This is a genomic window from Apilactobacillus ozensis DSM 23829 = JCM 17196 (genome assembly GCF_001435995.1).
GTDB classification, from domain to species: Bacteria; Bacillota; Bacilli; order Lactobacillales; family Lactobacillaceae; genus Apilactobacillus; species Apilactobacillus ozensis.
Genome location: NZ_AYYQ01000036.1, coordinates 69,671 through 89,503 on the forward strand (window position 1 = coordinate 69,671; position 19,833 = coordinate 89,503).

General features: G+C 29.9%; 21 protein-coding genes. 9 read left to right on the top strand and 12 right to left on the bottom strand.

The window, feature by feature from the left end; translation table 11 throughout:
* Positions 1-47: 47 nt before the first annotated feature.
* On the bottom strand, positions 48-1,118 hold the full coding sequence (locus FD06_RS07040) for a HEPN domain-containing protein (protein ID WP_054658791.1): 1,071 nt from the start codon (positions 1,116-1,118) through the stop codon (positions 48-50).
* A 304-nt stretch (positions 1,119-1,422) separates the two neighbouring features.
* On the opposite strand from FD06_RS07040, the gene FD06_RS07045 reads away from it, so the two are divergent.
* Positions 1,423-2,010 carry a hypothetical protein gene (locus tag FD06_RS07045; RefSeq protein ID WP_056967049.1) on the top strand — a complete coding sequence of 196 codons (588 nt, stop codon included), beginning with the start codon at positions 1,423-1,425 and terminating at the stop codon, positions 2,008-2,010.
* 12 nt (positions 2,011-2,022) lie between these two features.
* Positions 2,023-2,538, top strand: a complete 516-nt coding sequence (locus FD06_RS07050; protein ID WP_237757247.1) for a hypothetical protein — start codon at positions 2,023-2,025, stop codon at positions 2,536-2,538.
* An 802-nt stretch (positions 2,539-3,340) separates the two neighbouring features.
* Here FD06_RS07050 and FD06_RS07055 read toward each other — a convergent pair.
* From FD06_RS07055 to FD06_RS07060, 3 genes are all read right to left on the bottom strand, one after another.
* The gene (locus FD06_RS07055) at positions 3,341-4,486 is read right to left on the bottom strand and encodes a glycosyltransferase family 2 protein (protein WP_162256018.1); all 1,146 of its coding nucleotides are present in this window, start codon (positions 4,484-4,486) and stop codon (positions 3,341-3,343) included.
* Positions 4,487-4,583: 97 nt separating this feature from the next.
* Positions 4,584-4,754 (bottom strand): hypothetical protein, encoded by a 171-nt coding sequence (locus FD06_RS07620; protein WP_156403112.1) that lies wholly within the window; start codon positions 4,752-4,754, stop codon positions 4,584-4,586.
* 250 nt (positions 4,755-5,004) lie between these two features.
* Positions 5,005-5,775: a hypothetical protein gene (locus tag FD06_RS07060; protein WP_056967055.1), complete on the bottom strand. Its 771-nt coding sequence runs from the start codon at positions 5,773-5,775 to the stop codon at positions 5,005-5,007.
* A 353-nt stretch (positions 5,776-6,128) separates the two neighbouring features.
* Between FD06_RS07060 and FD06_RS07065 the strand changes: the two genes are divergently transcribed.
* Together FD06_RS07065 and FD06_RS07070 are read left to right on the top strand one after the other, a co-directional pair.
* Complete coding sequence (locus tag FD06_RS07065; protein ID WP_056967057.1) at positions 6,129-7,376, top strand: hypothetical protein; 1,248 nt, start codon at positions 6,129-6,131, stop codon at positions 7,374-7,376.
* 90 nt (positions 7,377-7,466) lie between these two features.
* Entirely contained in the window at positions 7,467-8,876 is a 1,410-nt protein-coding gene (locus FD06_RS07070; protein WP_056967059.1) for an MFS transporter, read from the top strand.
* A gap of 54 nt (positions 8,877-8,930) precedes the next feature.
* Here the strand turns inward: FD06_RS07070 and FD06_RS07075 are convergent, their stop codons facing one another.
* A complete protein-coding gene (locus FD06_RS07075) occupies positions 8,931-10,067 on the bottom strand; it encodes an NADH-dependent flavin oxidoreductase (protein WP_056967061.1) in 1,137 nt (378 codons plus the stop codon).
* 12 nt (positions 10,068-10,079) lie between these two features.
* Complete coding sequence (locus tag FD06_RS07080; RefSeq protein ID WP_056967063.1) at positions 10,080-10,652, bottom strand: TetR/AcrR family transcriptional regulator; 573 nt, start codon at positions 10,650-10,652, stop codon at positions 10,080-10,082.
* A gap of 189 nt (positions 10,653-10,841) precedes the next feature.
* Here FD06_RS07080 and FD06_RS07085 point away from each other — a divergent pair, with 189 nt between their 5' ends.
* The 3 genes from FD06_RS07085 (at position 10,842) to FD06_RS07095 (ending at position 12,332) form a co-directional block, all read left to right on the top strand.
* Positions 10,842-11,303, top strand: a complete 462-nt coding sequence (locus FD06_RS07085; protein ID WP_054658548.1) for an ASCH domain-containing protein — start codon at positions 10,842-10,844, stop codon at positions 11,301-11,303.
* Positions 11,296-11,907 carry an SAP domain-containing protein gene (locus tag FD06_RS07090; RefSeq protein WP_056967065.1) on the top strand — a complete coding sequence of 204 codons (612 nt, stop codon included), beginning with the start codon at positions 11,296-11,298 and terminating at the stop codon, positions 11,905-11,907. The genes FD06_RS07085 and FD06_RS07090 overlap by 8 nt, the downstream gene beginning before the upstream one ends.
* 107 nt (positions 11,908-12,014) lie before the next feature.
* Complete coding sequence (locus FD06_RS07095; RefSeq protein ID WP_156403113.1) at positions 12,015-12,332, top strand: hypothetical protein; 318 nt, start codon at positions 12,015-12,017, stop codon at positions 12,330-12,332.
* A gap of 20 nt (positions 12,333-12,352) precedes the next feature.
* Here FD06_RS07095 and FD06_RS07100 read toward each other — a convergent pair whose 3' ends face one another.
* The 3 genes from FD06_RS07100 to FD06_RS07110 all read right to left on the bottom strand — a co-directional run bounded on the left by FD06_RS07100 (position 12,353) and on the right by FD06_RS07110 (position 15,830).
* On the bottom strand, positions 12,353-13,522 hold the full coding sequence (locus tag FD06_RS07100; RefSeq protein ID WP_056967067.1) for an aminotransferase class I/II-fold pyridoxal phosphate-dependent enzyme: 1,170 nt from the start codon (positions 13,520-13,522) through the stop codon (positions 12,353-12,355).
* A 143-nt stretch (positions 13,523-13,665) separates the two neighbouring features.
* The gene (locus tag FD06_RS07105; RefSeq protein WP_056967069.1) at positions 13,666-14,343 is read right to left on the bottom strand and encodes a YoaK family protein; all 678 of its coding nucleotides are present in this window, start codon (positions 14,341-14,343) and stop codon (positions 13,666-13,668) included.
* A gap of 107 nt (positions 14,344-14,450) precedes the next feature.
* Positions 14,451-15,830, bottom strand: a complete 1,380-nt coding sequence (locus tag FD06_RS07110; protein WP_056967071.1) for an MFS transporter — start codon at positions 15,828-15,830, stop codon at positions 14,451-14,453.
* Positions 15,831-16,020: 190 nt separating this feature from the next.
* On the opposite strand from FD06_RS07110, the gene FD06_RS07115 reads away from it, so the two are divergent.
* Complete coding sequence (locus tag FD06_RS07115) at positions 16,021-16,626, top strand: hypothetical protein (protein WP_056967073.1); 606 nt, start codon at positions 16,021-16,023, stop codon at positions 16,624-16,626.
* Positions 16,627-16,689: 63 nt separating this feature from the next.
* On the top strand, positions 16,690-17,067 hold the full coding sequence (locus tag FD06_RS07120; protein ID WP_054658537.1) for a cytidine deaminase family protein: 378 nt from the start codon (positions 16,690-16,692) through the stop codon (positions 17,065-17,067).
* A 126-nt stretch (positions 17,068-17,193) separates the two neighbouring features.
* On the opposite strand, the gene FD06_RS07125 is transcribed toward FD06_RS07120, so the two are convergent.
* Genes FD06_RS07125 through aroA form a run of 3 tightly spaced genes read right to left on the bottom strand, consistent with a single transcriptional unit; the run spans position 17,194 to position 19,822 of the window.
* Positions 17,194-17,703, bottom strand: coding sequence for a shikimate kinase (locus FD06_RS07125; protein WP_056967075.1), 510 nt, complete (start codon positions 17,701-17,703; stop codon positions 17,194-17,196).
* Between the two features lie 3 nt (positions 17,704-17,706).
* Entirely contained in the window at positions 17,707-18,555 is an 849-nt protein-coding gene (locus FD06_RS07130; RefSeq protein WP_054658533.1) for a prephenate dehydrogenase, read from the bottom strand.
* Positions 18,556-18,559: 4 nt separating this feature from the next.
* Positions 18,560-19,822 (bottom strand): 3-phosphoshikimate 1-carboxyvinyltransferase, encoded by a 1,263-nt coding sequence (aroA, locus tag FD06_RS07135; RefSeq protein ID WP_056967077.1) that lies wholly within the window; start codon positions 19,820-19,822, stop codon positions 18,560-18,562.
* Positions 19,823-19,833: the final 11 nt, after the last annotated feature.

Sequence of the window (19,833 nt, forward strand, 5' to 3'; positions counted from 1 at the left end):
TTAAATAAATTATAATACTATAATTTATAAATGCATAGAATTACTTTCTATTTTAGTTTTAATTTAATAATGTAATCTTTAAGAGTATGTTTTTCCTTTTTATTAGAATCATTAAAGAAATCAAATTTATCTAAAAAGTAAAAAAACAAACACTGAGATATTTTAAATAGGTAATCAACATCCCATTTAGTAACTCTAATTGTACCACCGTGACTAATAATGGATCTTTTATTATAAAGTTTAGTCATCTTGGTATAAATTTCTTTTCTTTTATCAAAAGTTTTACCAATCAATAATGCAGTTCTTTCACATACCTGTTCGGTTATGCTCTGATTGAATGTTTTTTGTTCAACAAGAGCTTCAATTGCCGACATAAATTTAACCATACTGGTATTATAATCATCAGTATATAATCCTGAAGCCACTAAATTTACGACGTTTAATAAAGATCTTTCAAGTGGTAAAGTTTTTTCATTGTTGTAAATTTTGCTTTGTATGCTAAACATTTTATTTAGATATTCATTACCATTATCATTTAATTTATTGAAATTTACGCTAAAAGGAAGAAATTTAAAAGGATGTGATTTTAAAGCCTTATTTAATTCATTAGATCCAACTATAAATTCTTTATCGAATATAGATGAACTCTTTTTACCTACGCCTAATTGATATAAATCATCTAAATTATAATTAAAAAGAAATTTTATAACATTAAGTGCTTTATATACCTCAGAAACTGCTATTTCGGAAGCCCTTTGAGATGATAATGATTTTACACTTATGGTAACAAAATTTTCGCCATCAAAATCGCCAACCTTACTACTCTTGCTAGTTAAAAATTTAGTAATATTTTTATTATAATTAGCTTTTATAATTTTATTTTTCATTTCGGCAGGATAAAAATTAACAAATCCAAAATTATAATTTTTCCCCAAGATAACACCATGTATCGGTATTATACAAAAGAACACTTTAGGCTCTGAATTAATTAAATTCATAATATCTTTAAAAATTAAATCATCATTTTTATTAGATGTAAGACCATTAGAAAATATATTAATAATACTTTTAGATAAATCTTCTTTTTCTGAAAAATAAAATCCCGAATCTGCATGCAATATTATATACTTTACAACGTCTTCCATTAAAACCGAAGAATAAGATAATGATGTTCTATCGTAAGTAAAGAAATCCTTACTAACGTTAGAATCACATGATTTTATATTATTTAAAAGCGATATTACTTTTTTTTAAAATATTAACATCAAAATTCTTTTTCAAATATAAATCTCCAAACGTTATTAGATAAACTAAATATATCATAAACACGGTCTAACTAAATAACATATTGATTTAAATCCTAAAATAATGATAGAATAATACGTTAACATTTTATAAATACATAATTAGGAGTTTATTACTTTGAAAAATATAGATAAAAAGTCACTACTAATTGCACCAATGGCAATAATGATTTTTGGGGGTTCTCTAAGTTCAAAAACAATTAAGGCTGATGAAGCAAATTGGTCACAACAAGAACAACAAAAAAATGACAAACAACGTATAAATGATTTTAAAAATAAATATAACGATGCCAGTCTTGAAATATTAGCGAGTCAATACGAACAAGTTCTAAGTAATCAGGTAAATAAATCAATTAACGGAATAAATGACAGATACAGTAGATTAAAATCTCAAATAGATTCAATAAATAAAGACAAATATTTTTTTGAAAATTTTGATTCAAATACCGAAAATAGAGATGACATGAACGAACTGAGTAATAAAGTTTACTCAATCAACATATATTATTTATCAGGTACAATGAAAAAAGTAGATAGTTTAAAAAATTATATTAATAATATAATGGTTCATTCTAATTTAAACAAACAACAAATTGAATACTCCAAAAAAGGTGCTTTAGACATATGTAATGAAGTATTGAATAATTTAGAAAGTGAATATAACGACAATACTCTAAGAAACAATATTATAAAATTACAAAACTAATACAATCAACTAATGAAAATGTCTCAAATTTATAAAAGTAAATACGAAAATAAATTAAATCAAAATACATTATCAAAAGAAACGTTTGAAGACATTAAAAATGTTTACAATGATTTTGAATTTTTACAAAGTGTTAAAGGCTTTGCCTATGAAGATAATGAATTCTCAGATGTATATACTAAATTAATGCGTATATACAATACAATGTCTGAAATATTTAAAGACGCAACAGAAAATAGTAAGGAAAGTACTAAAAATTCAACAGGGATAATTCAAAATAGTAACCCAGATGAATATGACAACAATCAAAGCATAATATATTTAAAGAATGAACTTCTCAATAATAAAAAAGAAATAAATTCCTTAAAACAGCAAATCAATGATTTAAAAAATTCTATTAACAATAAAAAGAATAAAAAAAATAAAAAAGCTAAACATGTTAAGAAAAAAACTATTAAAAAACATAAAATATACTTACACCCAGGAAAAACTAATCACCTTAAAAAGTCTGATTTAGTTAGCAAATAAATCATTATACAATATAGTTATGACATCAAGTAGAAAAATAAAAAAGAAACCTTCGAAAAATCATTAATTTTTCAAAGGTTTCTTTTTAATAATAAATAATAATATATACAAATAAACATTCTATATGTTTGATGATATTTCACTTCCTAAAAATATATATCATAATTTTTTGTTATTTATAAATAGCTAAATCAACCAAAACGTTGTAGCCACAAGTATATTATATAAACCGGACAAGTTAACAACGGCATAGTAAATGAAGAAAGTAAGTTAATATTATTTACAGTTTCTAACATTATAATGAGCAATAACGAGTTTATAAAATACAAAGGCATCCTTTTATTTTCCTTTAAATTAACCAGAAGAATCATAATAATAGAGAAAAGTGTCATAGCTAGATAAGGTAAACTGTAGTATAAAAACTGAAAAAAGCCACTATAACTAGAATAGTCAGCTGCAGCTATTGATAAGATTCCACATAGAGAAAACAAACTATTTGTGACAACTATACCTAATTTTATAAAAAGCTTTAAAAAATCCATAAATTATAATAACCTCAAATGTAAATAATAAAATTAACGTTTTATTAACAGATTTTTAAAATCAAAATTTGAGTGCTTACCATATTGATTACAATTCAAACTTTTTTAAAATAAAGCGTTATTCCTTTGTAAGGATATATTAATTATAAATATTTGTAAAACTTTCATAAGATATTCAAAGTAATATTTTTTGAAAGAAAAAGAGATGCTTTCAAACATCTCTTTCTAATCCAACCATTATCCAAAATAAGATACGACTACTATCTATCAACATGTGACCAGCTGGACGTTTTATCTTTTTTATTTAAAATTTTTTTACAGTTTTTAATACACCTAATTAAAGATATATAATCTACAAAATTAATAATTTGTAGAAAAATATACGTAAATGGCATAGAGAGACAAATTATAATTTTAACTTTTTTGCTTCTCAAACTTAAAATGCTGTCGGATAAAATAGCCGATCCTAGCAAAGTACCATATAAAAATAAAATTGAAACGCATGAAATCCAAGAAAAACTATGCCAAATACTATAGAGCACAAAAATAGTCAAAAAAGGATCAAATAACATGTAAGCTTCTTCCAACAAAACTTTAGGAATTTTCCAAAAAGTTAAATTTTTGTAGAACCTGTAATCGCTATTAAAGAAAAGGCTATGGTGTTTATACAGAGCCTTAAACCTGCCATATTTCCAACGATATCTTTGCTTAATTAGTTGCCTAAGGTTATGCACAGGTTCAGTGTATACTATGACATCTTCAGCAAAGCCTTCTTTATATACTTTGTTTCCATAGTGACTAATGAGCTTTAAGGTAAAATCTATGTCTTCAGTAACACTATCTGTATCGTAATACCCGACTTGCTTCATTGCACTTTTTCTAAAAGTTGAACCAATACCACCAATAATATACTCTAACTTTAAAATTTCTTCCGAGCCTTTCAACTCATGCGATATTAAATACTCTATAAGCTGTGCGTATTCTATAAAATTAGTAAACTTGCTTATCTTAACATTGGTTGCCATTGCTATAATAGAGGAATCTTTAAAGTGCATCACCATCTTTTGTATTGCATCTGGTGATAACACAGAATCAGAATCCAAAATCATTATTAGTTCTCCGTGCGAATAATTCTTTACAGCGTTATTAATTGCCCTAGACTTACCACTATTTTTCTGGTTAACAATTTTTATATTAGGATGATAATATTTAATTTCATTTAAAGCTTCTAAGGTGCTATCAGTAGAACCATCATTTACAACAATTATTTCTTTATTTTCATACGAGTTGTCAATAACAGACATAATCGTTCGCTTAATTAATTTTTCTTCATTAAATGCAGGTATAATAACAGATATAACAGGATTATGTATTAATGAAATATCATTAAAACGCGATTTAACCAAATTTATCTTATGAATGTTCGAGAGTAATATTCCAATCATAATGCGAAGAAAAGAAAAGAATCCTAAAAAAACAACTATATAATATAATATATACATATTAATACTTCTTACGATAATGAGATAATTTTAATTGTGATATAAAAACAATAACTATCAATAAAATGCCAACTAAAGTAATAAAATCATCAACAAAGTTGTTGCCACCAAGTTGTGGTAATAAAGATATTCCCATACCACTGGTCATTGTCGTTTTTATGTGTCCATACATAAAATCACTTCCTAAAGTAAATCTATTCATACAAATATCAGCATGTATAGACATTGTATATCCATGGTTTACAAAGTTAAACAATATATACTCAAGCTTATAAAATATATAATAATTAACCGTTTTTAGTTCAATTATAATTAGACTAAAATCTTTTGGATAATAAAAGAAAGTACTTAGTATTTATCTCTGATGTTACCTTTATTTAATAATTTTATAAAAGAGTCATATGAAATTTATAGTTGACATTCTAATATCCAATTACGTCATATTCAATTGCACTAAGTACGTTGGCATCTATCTCATCAATCGATTTACTATATAACATATTCAAACGTGGGTTAAAAATAGCTAATGTATTAATTGATTGGAAATGTTGATTAGTCGAATGCCTGCCCATAAGATAATACATCGCAATTTGTAGCGTATATTTATTGGTGATGTTGTTTTTAGAAACTTTTAAATCCACAAGGGTATGCGTAGTTAAATAATCACCATCCCCAGTACTAACCATCGTGGTATAACCACCCGGCATTACAAACCCATTTTCCACGATTGGTTCATACTGTTCAAAAAAGTCTAATGTGCGCTGTACCATTACTTTAATATTATTAATGGTGGCTGAATTAGGGCATAGTTCATAGTTTTCTTTAGCTAAAACAGCTGCTCTAGGATTACGATACCAGACATCAAACGTGGCTAACTTACAAGCATTAATAATAGAAGCATCATCTAATCCTTTAACTTCTAAAGCGGTTAAATCGACTGTGTCATGTGTGACGATTTGGTAATTTTTAATGCCCATTAGTGAAATAGCAAAAGCTGATTCAAATGATTCATGCTGACAAAAACGTGTTAAATAATCGACTGCCAAACCTACCAAAGAAGCTGAAATGTTTTCTTCATCTGATTTGATTTTCTTGGAATCATCAAACTGTGTTTTATTAAAAGTCCTAACTGGTAAATAACCTCCGTAAGGCTGTTTAACCATTCTGGATCGTTGCGTTAACGTATAATACATATAATTATCATCCTTTTAATTGTTAAGTATTCGTTCTATCGTAACTCTATTTGAATTGAGCTTTCAACATATTAATGAGCGCTTTATTTCCATTAACATAAAATATGCCTTACAATGTAGTTGCTCTGATAAATAAGAGCTTTCTTCAAAGTCAAAACCATCCTTCTTTCTAATACGAAAGTTTCGTACAAAGAACCAATTCTATGAAAAATTCTAGCCAGTAATTAATATTGGCTAGAATTTTTTGCGTTCTTAAAACGGATTTACATAACTTTGCCAAAAATTGAACAAAGTCAAAACTTGTGGTAGTCTTTTAGAAGTATAAATTATAGAAAACAAGGATTAGGTGATATATGTTTAAGCAATTTAATAGTTTTAAGTATTATCTATATTTGCTGTGTCTAATAATTAGTAGTGCAGGAATGATGATAATCCGTAGTGATAATACGGTTGTTACGCCAATTTTATCATTTGCGGTCGCTATACTTGGGTTGAGTAATGTTTACTTTACCTATCAAGGACTGCAAACAAGACCGGTGAACATAAATATCGCCAAACGAGTTGGCATTAACACTGGGATTTCCACTATACTACTATTTATAATGATTTTATTTTTTGCTAGAACTAATAATGGATTCTTGTTTATCAATAATTTCATTGGTACATTGCAATTAATTTTTAAAAGTAGCAGTATGGCCATTGCAATTACCGTCTTACTGCATGCGCTAACTGGTGCTGAAAGTAAAAAGCATACGTTAGGTACTTCATTGATAGTTACTTTACTACTATATGTAATCAACTTTTTTGATCATGACAACACACATATTTGGAATGTATTAGACTTTTACAATGGCACCATCTTCAACGGTGGACACACTTTTAACGACGCTGAATGGTTCAAAACTTTCACCGTCTTATTGATGGCGATGGCAATTGGTCAAATCGGTTATGTTGTTAAGAACCATTTCAAGCCCAAATCCATCATGTTTTTAACGTGTTGGGTGCTATTAGCCGTTATTGGATGCATGGGCTACAGTAGTTCATATACTAACTACCGTTCTAATGCATTAGTCAAAACGCAGTTAGCCAAGTCTTATCAAATTACTATGTATAACGATAAAATTGACACTACGGTCAACTTAAATCGACCTAGTAGCGGTTGGATTAATTTTAATTTTTATAGTGGTTTCCAAATCAATTATTTAAAAGCGATGAATCAAGATGGTAAATACGAACGCGTTGACTACCAAGTAAAAGATAATTATTTAACAATCAAACTACCTAAGAATCAAAAATATACTGCTGTTAAGCTTAATTACTATGGTGAATTTAATTTAAGTGATGACTCAGCTTACTTAAATAAAAAGTATATTAATTTAGACAGTAATGTAATCGCTTGGTATCCAGAAACCCAATTCGTTGATGTAGTTTCGTTCACCAATCAAACTGGTCATACTTTATACACCAATTCAACCGGCAACAAATACGAAACTATTGGCAATGGTAAAACCGTTAACAATAAACTAGCTAAGTTCAAAGTTTTCAAAGATCCAATCGTTTTAAAAAGTATTAAAGAATCCGTTGTTGTACACAACAAATAAATTAAGCATCGCCATAACTTCATGGACGGTGCTTTTTTATTTGACTGGATTTGATACAATGTTTATTGAATATATAAAGGAAGTGAAGAAATGAAACATAAGCAGATAATGGTTATTTTATCGGTAGCTATCGTTTCGTTTTTAGGAACTGTGGATATGAGTATTGTGAATACTGCCCTACCCCAGATTTCTAAAGACTTAAACGTTCCGATGAACCAAGCTGAATGGATTTCATCCGCATATTTAATTCTAATCTGTATGTCACTAATTCTATTTGGTAAACTAGGTGATCAACTTAGTAAATCAAGGATTTTCCAACTAGGAACTTTAGTCTTTACGATTAGTTCATTAGTTTGTGGGCTTAGTACTAATTTAATCGTTCTACTGGTTGCTCGATGTCTACAAGGCCTTGGGGCTTCCATGACAATGGCTACCAATCTAGGTATCATTACTGAATCCGTACCATTTGATAAACGTGGTAAGGCGTTAGGTATTAACACTACGATTGGTCAACTCGGTTATATTGCTGGACCCGCAGTGGCTGGAATTATCCTGTCATTTGCCAGTTGGAATTGGATTTTTCTATTTAATGTTCCAATCGGAATTGCAGCCTTTATTTTTGGTGAATTTGTCTATCAAAAACCTAATAAAGCAAAGCCACGAGCTAAATTAAATTTAGATTATAGAGGATTTATAACTTTAGCTGCTGCCATTGGTTTATTCTTTGTTACCATTTTTATCGGCCAAGAAATCGGCTTTCATAATCTAGGTGTAATTAGTGCATTTATTATTACCGCAATATTAGTTATCGCCTTTATTCGGATTGAATTAAAAGTTGCTGAACCCATTTTAGATTTATCATTATTTAAAAATCCGGGTTTCACGATTAGCATTATTGCCCTAATGTTTATGTACATCATTATTTATTTCAACAACGTTTTATTACCATTTTACATTCAAGACAGTCTCAAGTTCTCACCTGCCAACACCGGTTTTATCATGAGTATTTTACCCGTTGTAAATGTCTTTACGGCTTATCTCGGTGGCGTGTTATGCGATAAATATGGAGCAGTCAAAATGTCTTTTAGAGCATCCATTATTTTTGTGATTGCCGAGGTAATTTTTGCGTTAGTACGTCCAAGTTGGCCATTAGCAATATTACTATTTGGATTTGTAATTTTTTCCACTGCCAATGGCTTATTTCAAAATAATCCTATGGTCATGGAAAATGCGCGCAAAGACCAACAAGGTGTTGCCGGTTCAGTGCTAGCTTTAAGTCGAAATATTGGTTTTACAGTCGGCTTATCACTTTCCACATCGTTACTTTATACTGGAATGAGTATAAAAGCGAACCGCACAATTACTACTTATCCCTTTGGCCACGATGATTGGTTCATTTTTGGGATGCACTTCACATACTTGATTGCTGCAATCATTATGCTATTAGTTGTGGTGATGCTGGTTTGGTTAATGCATCATCGTAAAAAAATCGCTAAATAAAAATAAAAGCTCACAATCGTTATAATACGATGTGAGCTTTGTATTTATAATGAATTAATTTGCAATATCAAACCATTTCCCAGAATTTTTAATAGTTTTCCATAGTTTATCTGGGAGTTTTAATTGATCTAATTCGGATAATTTTATACTACTTTGAATTTTTTCTTCATTATTGTTGGATATGTTATACATCCAATCAGGATTAATAATCAATCCATGTCCCACAGCAGCAAAGTCTAGTCCGTTTTTAAGGGCATCTTCTACTAATCGAGGATTAGTAAGAGCACCGGCTGCTATAAATGGAACTTTATTATTTATGTGTTTATTTATTAAACTGAGATAAGTTTCACTGCTATTTTTTGTGTCAACTGGTTTAGAAGTTAAAGCATTGGAAAGAGAAGCGTGAATATAGTCTACCTTTTTGTTAATTAAAGCATCAATCAATCCATAAGTGTCATCAATTCTAAGCCCCCCATTAACAGACTCTTCTGGGGAAACTCTATAACCCAAAATAAAAGGACCGTCTGCATATTCATCAATTACAGATTTAACCTCGTCAACAATGCATAGTGCAAATTTCATGCGATTCTCTAACGATCCTCCCCAATTATCATCACGTCTATTATAATATGGAGATAGAAAATTTTGAATTAAAAATCCATGGGCTCCATGTAGTTCTATCCCATCAAAGCCAGCTTGTATGGCACGTCTAGTGGTATCTCCGAAAGCTTTTATAATTTTCAGTATGTCATCATTATTTAACTGTTTAGGGACTAAAGAATCTGCGAATGATGTCTTACCGGTAGGTACATTACTTGCACTAACAACGTTTTCCTTACCTACAACTTGAGGTATTGCTTTATTTCCAGCATGAAAAATTTGCAAAATAGCTTTAGCACCACCACTTTTGGCGGCTTTAGACAATTTCTTAAGACTAGGTATAAATTTATCATCATAAGCTGCAAACTCATTTGTAAATCCGATTCCATTGGGCATAACTGGTGTACATCCAGTAATAATCAATCCTGGTCCTTTAGCTCTTTTTTCATAATACTTAATTTCTTCTTTTGAAACAGTATAATCACTATTGCTAGACCAAGTTGTCATTGGAGCCATTACCAACCTATTATCTACTTGGATACCATTTTTAAATTCAAATGACTCAAACATTCTTTCGTATTTTTTATTCACAATAAAAACTCCTTATTTTTTTACAGCTTCCCAACTCATGTTGATAATATGCTGCAATTTTTGTTCATTCAATATTTCAGAACCCTTAAAGTACTCTTTAACAAACTGCATAGCAGGGTAATGAGTAAATATAATCAATAAGTTTATTTCAATGTTTTTTAAATATCCTTCTTTTTGTCCCCTTTGATAAAATTTATTATGATTATAAATTATTTTTGAATATTCTTCTTTTGGAATTTTTTTTTCAAAAGGTGAATTATTAAATTGTTCCACAAAAAGAAAGACTTTAGGATTATCAATAATATAGTTAATAAAGTTTAATAAAGCACTTTTGTATGATTTTTTAAAATTATCATTTTCATTAATACCATCATATATTTTCAGCATCATTTTTTCTTTCAGCTTAACATATAAACTGATTAATAAGTCCTCCTTACTTTCAAAATAAACATATATAGTAGATGATGAAATACCTGCTTTTCTGGCTATTTTAGAAACCGAAGTTTCTGATAAACCTACTTTAGTTACTAAATCAATTGTTGCATCGAAAATACTATTTAATTTTTCTTTATTTTTATATCGCATAATTTAAAATTATAAACGAACGTTCGTTTATAATCAAATTAAAAATAAAAAAAGTTTATTAACTTACTTTTTCTATAATAAACGACCGTTCGTTTAAAATCAAGTAAAATTAGAATTTAATTGTTTCAAAACACTTCAATCCCAAATAGATGTATACTTAAAGTAAATAAACGTAATAAGGAGTTAGCTATGAAACCTACAGAATTTTTCAACCAAGCTAAACTGGAACTAAAATTACCTGAAAACACCCCACTGCAAAGTAGCTATCAATTCGGTGCTGAAGCTGATAAACTTGCTGAACTAGTAAAGAAAGGAATCAAAACAGCTACAACTAGTGCTTACGATTTATATGAATCAAATGAGCCATTACCACAAATTGGCGCATACGATGTTATTTTAAATAGTCATGATGAACCTGTTTGTGTGACCTATACCGACAATGTTCAGGTTGTACCCTATAATCAAGTCGATGCAAAACATGCTTATGAAGAAGGTGAAGGTGACCGTAGTTTTAGCTATTGGAAAAAAGTCCATGACCAATTTTTTATTGAAGAATATAAAAGTATGGGTAAGATGTTTAATCCAGATACTGCCACTATGGTACTAGAGAAATTCCATGTCGTTTATCCTAAGGTTAAGCAAAATGGATAAACTAACAATAGAGGAATATCAACAAAAATATTTTTATAAAATTGAACTGGTCCAACTATGTAGACAGTATAAACTACCAACTTATGGGACTAAAGCGGAATTAAACCAATATATCATTAAATATTTATCTGGTGTTCCAGCTAAAAACATTAAAGCTAAACGTTGTCCTAGCAAAAAAGCTCAACATTTGCGTGCAAATCAAATTACTTTAAACACTAAGTTAATTAATTCAGGATTTAGTTTTAATAACGAAGCACGCCAATTTTTTGCAAACTACTTTCAAGTAGATAAATTTTCTTTTAAAAAATCTATGGCAATCATTAAGCGTAGAGCTGAGCTTGAAAATGATGATACAATTACAGTTGGCGATTTAATTAAAAAAATGCAAACAGTTAATACTAAAGCAACCCATGAGGAACATACTTACCAATGGAATAACTTTGTAAGTGATTTTTGCAGTTGCAAGCAAAGTAATATTTTTACAAATAAATTAAAAGTAGCTGCTATTTTATGGCAACATGTTAAAAAGTCAACGCATACAAAAACATTCGATACACAGTTGCTTAATCAATATCATGCCGAAATTAAATCGTTTATCAAATAAAGGAGGAGTAATTTATTAAATCAAAAAGTATTATCGGATTAGGAATCTTTAACATTTTATTAGGTATCGCCATATTCTTTGTTCCATTTGCAATTCTTTTAGTGGGGATGGGCAATTATGGCGGAGATAATGGTGGTCTGATTATGGATATTGTGGTTCTAGGACTATACACATTAACCTTAATTGCTTTAATTATGCATATACATTTACTAAGGAATAACAATGACAAAACTAACATTGTTGGTTCTATTATATGTATAATTGCTAATTTGTTACCCACCGGATTATCTATTTTAATTTGTAGTCAAATCATAATATTAAATGACCTATTTATTATTCTTTCGATAACGGCAGTTTCATATTTAATTCTAATAATTATTGGCGTTACTTGTGAATTATGGTCGTTAAAAATTAAAAAGATGTAGCTAAATCAGCTACATCTTTTTTAATGACTTTGTACAAATTTTTGAATACGTTCCACAGCTTTTTTAATATTATCATTACTAGCAGCGTAACTTAAACGAATATAACCTTCGCCACCCTTACCGAAACTGCTACCAGGGATGACGCCAACTTTAGCCTCATGGGCTAATTGACGACTAAATTCAAAATCATCTTGCGTAAATTGTTCTGGAATTTTAGCAAAGATATAAAAAGCTCCACTAGGCTGTGGACTATGAAAACCGGCTTTTTCTAAGCCCGCACGTAAAATATCACGTCGAATTTCATAGGTCTTCTTCATTTCTAATCCATCATCAGCACCGTTAGTTAGTCCTTCCAATGCCGCAAATTGTGCATTATCTGTCACACAAGTAACTGCGAACTGGTGAACAACATTAATACGATCAATTAAATCTTTTGGTCCCAGAATAAATCCAATACGCCAACCAGTCATAGCATGTGATTTGGACATACCATTTAACAAGATAGTATTATCTGGAGCAAGTTTAGCAATTGAAATGTGCTGACGACCGTAAGTTAATTCACTGTAGATTTCATCACTAATGCAAAATAAATTATGTTTTTTAATCACTTCTGCCAAAGCTGATAATTGTTCAGCGGTATAAGCTACCCCTGTCGGGTTACCCGGTGTGTTAATAATTACTGCTTTAACATTTCCATTATGTTCTTTGATCACATTTTCTAGCTTGTCAGCAGTTAAAACAAATCCATCTTTCTCAGTATCTACAAAAATAGAATTAGCCCCGTTTAGAATCACGTCATCTTGATAAAGTGGAAATGTTGGGGTTGGAATAATCACATTGTCGCCTGGATTTAAAATAGTTGCTAAGACATCGTAAATTCCTTCTGTAACTCCAGCAGTTGTAATGACTTGTGTGTCAGGATTGTATTTTAAATTATATTTATTGTCTAAAAATTGAGTTACCGCTTTTCTTAATGCATCGATACCACGAGGGTTGCTATAATGACTTTCGTTGTTCTCAATTGCCGCAACAGCTGCTTTTTTAACATGTTCAGGTGTATTGAAATCTGGTTCACCTAACGTTAGCGGAATTAAATCTTCTATCTGAGCAATCTCCTTATTGAATTGTAAAATGGAGTTCTCCTTAGCATTTTTTAAATTGTCATTAATCTGATCAATTAATTTAGTCATTATATCAACATCCTCTCGCGAAACATCGTTTTTTCATTAAATTTTAATGTTATTCTAATATTAGTTAGAGTGGATGTCAAACTGTATTTAATACTTAATAAAAAATGGTATTAGAATGAAATATTCCAACACCATTATAAAATCTAAAATTTATCTTTATATCCATAATTCAATAATAAAATTGCCGAAAGTAAAATTAAAATTGGCAAAACAATCGCATTAATCTGTAGCCATAATACTGCTAGACCTGATACAAGTGCCCCTAATGTAAAACTAATTAAGACGAGTGTGGTATCTTTAACTCGTTGGTAAGCTAAGACTTTTTTATAAAAAATTGAATCAAATGATGCTTCTGCTAATTTTCTTAGGTTCCCTGTCATCATTAAAGGTGTAAAAGATACACCTTTTAATTTGCGAAATTCTTGAAGTTCAGCTGCCGCGGCCATCGATAAAAACATAATTACTACAATACTCGGAGCAACGTAACTAGCGCCCCACCCAATTAGTAGAAACAAAATTGCATATATCAATATCCAACGTTGCCGATGCACTGGTGTTGGCATATCTGCAAAACGATATTGCAATATGCGGACAATAATCGTCCCTATAAAGAAAGCCAAAATAGATAGTACATAGTGAAAAGCATTTAAAAATTCTAACCGACCTAAATGAATTCCAAATAAAATTAAATTACCTGTTTGTAGACCTGCAAAAACTTGCCCATGTGCTAAGTATGAGTAAGCATCTAATGAACCAGCGGCCATTGTTAGCAGACTGGCAAATGGTAATCGTTCATGAATTGGGTATTGATTATCCGCCATGTTTAATTCTTCTTTCTGTGAATAGATTAAATAAATTATATCAAATTTTAAAAACACATAAATACAAAAAAGGACTTCTAAATTTAGAAGTCCTTTTAAATATTAATTTATTTTTTATTAATTTTAGTTGAAATAATAGCTAAAAATTGTATGAAACCTAGGATTAGTAAAAATAACAGGGCAAACTTGAAACCAACCGTTGCATTTCCACCACTATATGAACTATTAATACTTGTGATAATAGTTGAAATAATAGCCGTTCCAATTGCTCCGGCAAATTGTTGAACAGTAGTTAAAATAGCATTTCCATCTGAAGTTAGCTCACTTGATAAATATGATAAGCCTTGGGTCATTAGGTTTCCATATGACATACCAATTCCAATCATGACTATTATATAAGCTACTAAGAATATAGTGTCACTTATGTTAGATGATAATGTGAATAAAACCAACAATGATAAAATAACCATTGCAATACCAGTTAGTATTGGTTTTTTAGCTCCCATCCGGTCTAATAAACTTCCAGATATTGGCGACATAATAGCCCCCATGATTGCACCTGGTAATAAAATCAAACCTGCTAAACTAGAACTACTTTTATTAATAATTTGAATGTAATTTGGCACGATAAATGCTAAACCAAGAATAATTAACTGATTAATAAAGAAAGCTACAGTATATTTAGCGTAAGAAACATTTTTAAGTATATCTACTTTTAAAATTGGATTTTTAGATTTATTTTGCATTTTAGTGAAAATAATTAATGCTAAAACACCAATTATTATTGGAATAAGTACTTGATAACTAAGCAGTGAATTTTCACTAACATTACTGATTCCAATTATTAAACCGGCAAACATCAAAATTATTAGCACAAAACTTCCATAATCAAATTTAACATCATGTAATTCGTTTTGGAAAGTTTTAGGTATTGAAAAAGAACCTAGCAATAGTGATATGAGTAAAACTGGGATTAACAGGATAAATATATATCGCCACCCTAATGAGTTAACTACTAATCCACCAAAAGCTGGTCCTATAGCAGAAGCAGAGGCTGTAATTAGCGATCCCACTCCCATCATAAATCCTAACTTACTTTTCGGTACGTTATCTAAAATAATATTAAACATTAACGGAAGCGCTATTCCAGTTCCAATTCCTTGAACAAATCTACCTAACAATAATATAAAAAAGTTAGGTGAAAAGGCATTCAGAATTAACCCAATTACGAATATTACATTAGAAAACAAAAATAAGTTATAAGTTTTAAACTTATTTTTCAAAAATCTAGATAGTGGGATTATTGTCGATAAAACCAATAAATAAAGAGTTGTAATCCATTGAACCGTTCCTAAACCAACGTTGAACTCCGACATTAAAGTTGGAAACGTTATATTCATGGAGGTCTCAACAGTCACACCTCCAAAGGTCATGACTCCGACCGATAATACAGCAAATAAAACATTAATTGATAATTTATTTTTCATTAAATAATCATTATATTTCTTCTCCTATAATTTTTTTACGTCAAAGACGCAAAGTATTTCGAATTATAAAACATGAAAAAAATTATTGCAAGCATAAATTATTAAAAGAATAAACTAATATGTTAATATACCGGATTTTTTATATTATAATAAGAACTGTTCAAATATAATTAAAAAGGAGTGTATCTTCATGAGTGAAGAAAAAGATAAAAATATTTTTTCTCGTAAAATAACCGAGGAAGGTATGAAAATTCCATTTACTAAAATGTATTTGGTGAATACCCAAAAAATTGGTAAACGTTTTATTAACGAAGATAAGTACAATCGTCTTAGTAACCGTTTTTTAAAGCTATATGAATTTTTTATTAAAGCCGAAAAGGGTAATAACGAAGAACTTGACGAAAAATATGATAGTTATGGAAACGATGACTTATACGTAAGTCCTAATGACTTTAGTACCTTTGTTAAATCTCAAAATTTAAATTCTAATGATATTGATGATTTAATCGCTGAAGCTAATGAATTAAATCAATCTGTCGCTGACGACGGAAGTAATATTTCTGGAATGGCTCAATTGTTTGCTCTTATTATTGGAATTGTTATTGGAGCTGGTTTCATAAATTTAATTACTTCACGTCCAATGCTAACCTTACTTTTAGTAGTTATTTTATTAGCAATTGGCGCTTTAGTTGGCTATGCGCAAAAGAATTTACATAACTACTTCATACCTAAAAAAGATGACTTTTACACTTTTAAGAAGTACTTACGTAATACTAAAAATAGTATGGAACAATAATTTTAAATTTGAAGTAGGTAGCTAAATTGCTATCTACTTTTTTAAATAAAACTGGAGTTTTTTATGAATAATATTTGGCAATCAATGTATCAAACAGCAACTACGTGCAATGAACCGCGTGAAATTTCAAAAACTATATACACAGGTAGTGTAGCTGCTTGTATCGCAACTGCTGACAATCATTTATATACTGGAATTTCTATTGATACCGCTTGTTCCATTGGCTTTTGTGCTGAAAGAAACGCTATTGGATCAATGCTTACAGATGGTCAAAACAAACTTACTAAAGTTTTAGCAGTAAAAGACGGTCAAGTAATAATGCCTTGTGGCGTATGCCGAGAACTAATGATGCAGATTGACCCCAATATTAAAGTATTGACTAGTATCAATCCCCTTAAAACAGTTGCTTTAAATAAATTGATGCCTAATTATTGGATGTAAACTATATATGCAATGTATACAAAGTATATTATATTTACTTGTATTCTAAATATACAAAATATGCAAAATTTACTTATATAATATGTATACATAAAAATAACCGTTAAAATCAAAATATTATAACGGCTATTTTTTATTTAAAATTTTAATAATATGTTCAACAACTTGCTGTTTATTTAAATTATCAACCTTAATTACATAATCAGCTAACTTATTGTAAATTGAATGACGTTGATTTTTTAATTCAATTAAACCACTATATCCTAATTCTTCGACTAGTGGACGGTCATTAACTTTATCTTTTTGAATTCGATTTTCAATCACTGCATCAGACGCGTCCAAATAAAATGTTGGGCAATGACTTTTCTGAATTGTTTTAAATCCTTCAGCATTGATAGGAGTTCCACCACCAGTCGATAAAACACCATCTAAATGTATAACTTTATTTAAATTTTCATTTTCCAATTTTCTGAACTGATTCTCACCGTACTGATTAAAATATTTAGAAATTGGCATTTTAATAGTATCTTCAATTACTTTATCTAAATCATAGGTCTTCAAATTAGTTTGTTCTGATAATAATTGGGCTGTCGAACTTTTACCGCTCCCCATAAATCCAATTAAGATTGCTTGCATTTGTTATCCCTCCATTTCTGTACGTGCTTTATTAGCTCGTTCAATCATTGAAAATATTGCATCTTTATCTTTTTCTTCCATAAAATGCTTAAAGTCCTGCAAATTCTTTTCATAAATATTTAGTTGCTCTAAAATTTTAGAAGAGTTATTTAAAATTACATCCGTCCACATTTGAGCATCTCCCATAGCAATTCGAGTAGTATCGTATAATCCACCACCTGCTAAAGTTAAATCCACTCCTAATAATTTAGCTTCTTGGCTAACACTATCCATAAAATTAAAAATTAATGCATGCGGTAAGTGACTTACTAAACTTACAAAATCATCATGTTTACTAGCAGGCATATTTTTAAATATTACATTCGCTGGTCGCATTAATGCTTTAAACATATCTATTTGATTTTCAGTAGCGTTTTGGTTAACTAAAAAGTAATAATGCTTTTTAAATAAGTTAATATCACTAAACTGACTGCCACTTAAATGTGAACCTGACATTGGATGACCACCTAAAAATTTAATCTTTGGATTAGTTAATTTTTCTGCCATTTTTAAAATGCTAGCTTTACTACTACCTACATCAGTAACTAAAACTGAGTGGTCAAACTTAATTTTGTTAAGTTCATTAAGGTTTTGCTTAATCACATTCACCGAAGCAGCTAATATAATTATGTCCGCTGACTTTGCGCCTTGTACAAAGTTATCAATATATCTAACTATATTTTGTTTTTGTAGATAATCGATGTTTTGCTTATCAATATCAAAAGCAGTAATTTGAGTGTCTACTCTACTTTTTGCAATAATTTTTGCAATTGAACCACCAATTAAACCTAATCCGCTAATGAAAACATTCATACAATTAACTCCTTAATGATTTTAAATCTTGAAAAAAGTTAGGATAAGATATATCCACACAATCCGCATTTTCAATAAAAATATCACTATTAAATAACTGACTGGCAATTTTAAGGGTCATTGCAATTCGATGATCATTATGACTATCTAAATGACTATTTTGTAATTGCCAATTACGGTTTCCATGAATTAAAAAGCCATCATCTAATTCTTTAATATTAATTCCCAATTTTTTAAATTCTTCAACAACCGTTTTGATTCGGTCTGACTCTTTAAACCTTAATTCTTTTAAATAATGTAACTCGCTAATTCCATCTGCTCGGGCAGCTAACAATGCCAGTAGTGGCGCTTCATCAATTAATGCTGGAACTTCTTCTTTATTTAAGCTAATTGGATTTAATTGTGCCGACTTAACCACTAAATCAGCAGTTGGTTCAACGGTGTCTTTAAAATTAATAATCTGGATGTTAGCCCCCATTCGTTGCATCACTTTAACTAATCCCATGCGAGTAGGGTTCAAGCCTACTGATTTAATGATTAAATTAGAGTTAGGTATTATCGTAGCCGCAACCATCCAAAATGCAGCTGAGGAAATATCACCTGGCACGATCAATGTTTGAGCTTTAATATCACAATGTGGAGTTATGATGATTGAATTGTCTATTTTTTGAATACTTTTAGGACTGAATAACTTTAGCATCCGTTCGGTATGGTCACGTGATAGGGTTGGTTCGATAATAGTAGTTTTATTTTTAGCATTTAAAGCTGCTAAAATAATCGCACTTTTAACTTGAGCGCTAGGAATTGGCAATTCATAATTAATACCATTTAATTGTTTTCCATTAACATCAACTGGTAAAGTTCCGGTCTCACTAGTTTGAATGTCAGCATTCATTAATCGCAGTGGTTCAGCTACACGTGACATTGGACGCCTAGATAATGATTCATCACCAACTAAATTTGCTTTAAATGGTTGGGAGGACAATAAGCCCATTATTAATCGAGTTGTTGTTCCAGAATTACCCATATTTAAAGTATTGATAGGTTTACTCAAGTGTCCATTACCATGAATAACAACTTGATTTTCATGTTTTTCAATTTTAACCCCCATCGCTTGAAATGCTTTAATAGTGGTCTGACAATCCGCAGAATTTAAAAAATTGTTAACAGTTGTTACTCCATTGCTCATTGCTCCAAAAATAATGCTACGATGTGAAATGCTCTTATCACCTGGTACCGTAATTATTCCGTTTATGCCCATTGCCATGTTTAAAACCT